Source organism: Aerococcus sp. L_32, assembly GCF_050689315.1.
This window is the reverse complement of record NZ_JBOEQF010000672.1, coordinates 1-973: the sequence shown is the minus strand read 5'-3', so window position 1 is coordinate 973 and position 973 is coordinate 1. Positions and strand designations below refer to the sequence as shown.

Annotated in this window: 2 protein-coding genes; both read left to right on the top strand. The window is 40.3% G+C overall.

The window, feature by feature from the left end; all coding sequences use genetic code 11:
- Nucleotides 1-123 precede the first annotated feature (123 nt).
- Entirely contained in the window at nt 124-567 is a 444-nt protein-coding gene (rplM, locus tag ACRCJ0_RS15610) for a 50S ribosomal protein L13 (protein WP_004262667.1), read from the top strand.
- A gap of 14 nt (nt 568-581) precedes the next feature.
- Nucleotides 582-973: 30S ribosomal protein S9 (gene rpsI, locus ACRCJ0_RS15605; RefSeq protein ID WP_004262670.1), on the top strand; the 392-nt coding region annotated here is incomplete at its 3' end.

The following is a 973-nucleotide window of genomic DNA, read 5'->3' as shown; positions in this document are numbered from 1 at the left end:
GAAAAAGATTGACGTAATGAATTTCAAAGTGGTACAATATAAGACGGTATTGTTTGCCCCATGATAGGCCCCGGAAACCAATTATGAATCGAACAATCAGACAAGATAAACGGAGGAAATATAATGCGTACAACATATATGGCGAAAGCAAATGAAGTTGAACGTAACTGGGTTGTCCTAGACGCTACAGATGTTCCATTGGGACGTCTATCAACAGTTGTGGCAAGCATGTTACGTGGTAAAAATAAACCAACATTCACACCAAACGTTGACACAGGTGATCAAGTTATCATAATCAACGCTGAAAAAGTGAAATTAACTGGTAAAAAAGCAACAGATAAAAAATACTACCGTCACTCAGGTTACCCAGGTGGTATCTATGAAACAACTGCAGGTACATTACGTGATGAAAAACCAGCACGTTTAATCGAAACTTCAGTTAAAGGTATGTTACCAAAAAACCGTTTAGGTCGTGCTCAATTTACACACCTACACGTATACGCTGGTGCGGAACACCCACATGCAGCGCAACAACCTAAACAATTAGACATTAACGAATTAATCTAAGGAGGGAAAAGCAAATGGCACAAGCTCAATACATCGCAACAGGCCGTCGTAAAAACTCAACAGCCCGTGTACGCTTAGTACCTGGTACAGGTAAAATCGTTTTTAACGGTAAAGAAATGGCAGAATACCTACCATACGAATCATTATTCGTAATCGTTAAACAACCTTTAGCAGTTACACAAACTGAAGGCCAATATGACATCTTCATCAACGTTAACGGTGGTGGATATGCTGGTCAATCAGGTGCAGCTCGTCACGGTATCTCTCGTGCGTTATTAGAAGTAGATCCTGACTTCCGTAAACCACTTAAAGATGCTGGTCTTTTAACACGTGACCCACGTATGAAAGAACGTAAGAAACCAGGTCTTAAAAAAGCGCGTAAAGCACCTCAATTCTCAAAACGTTA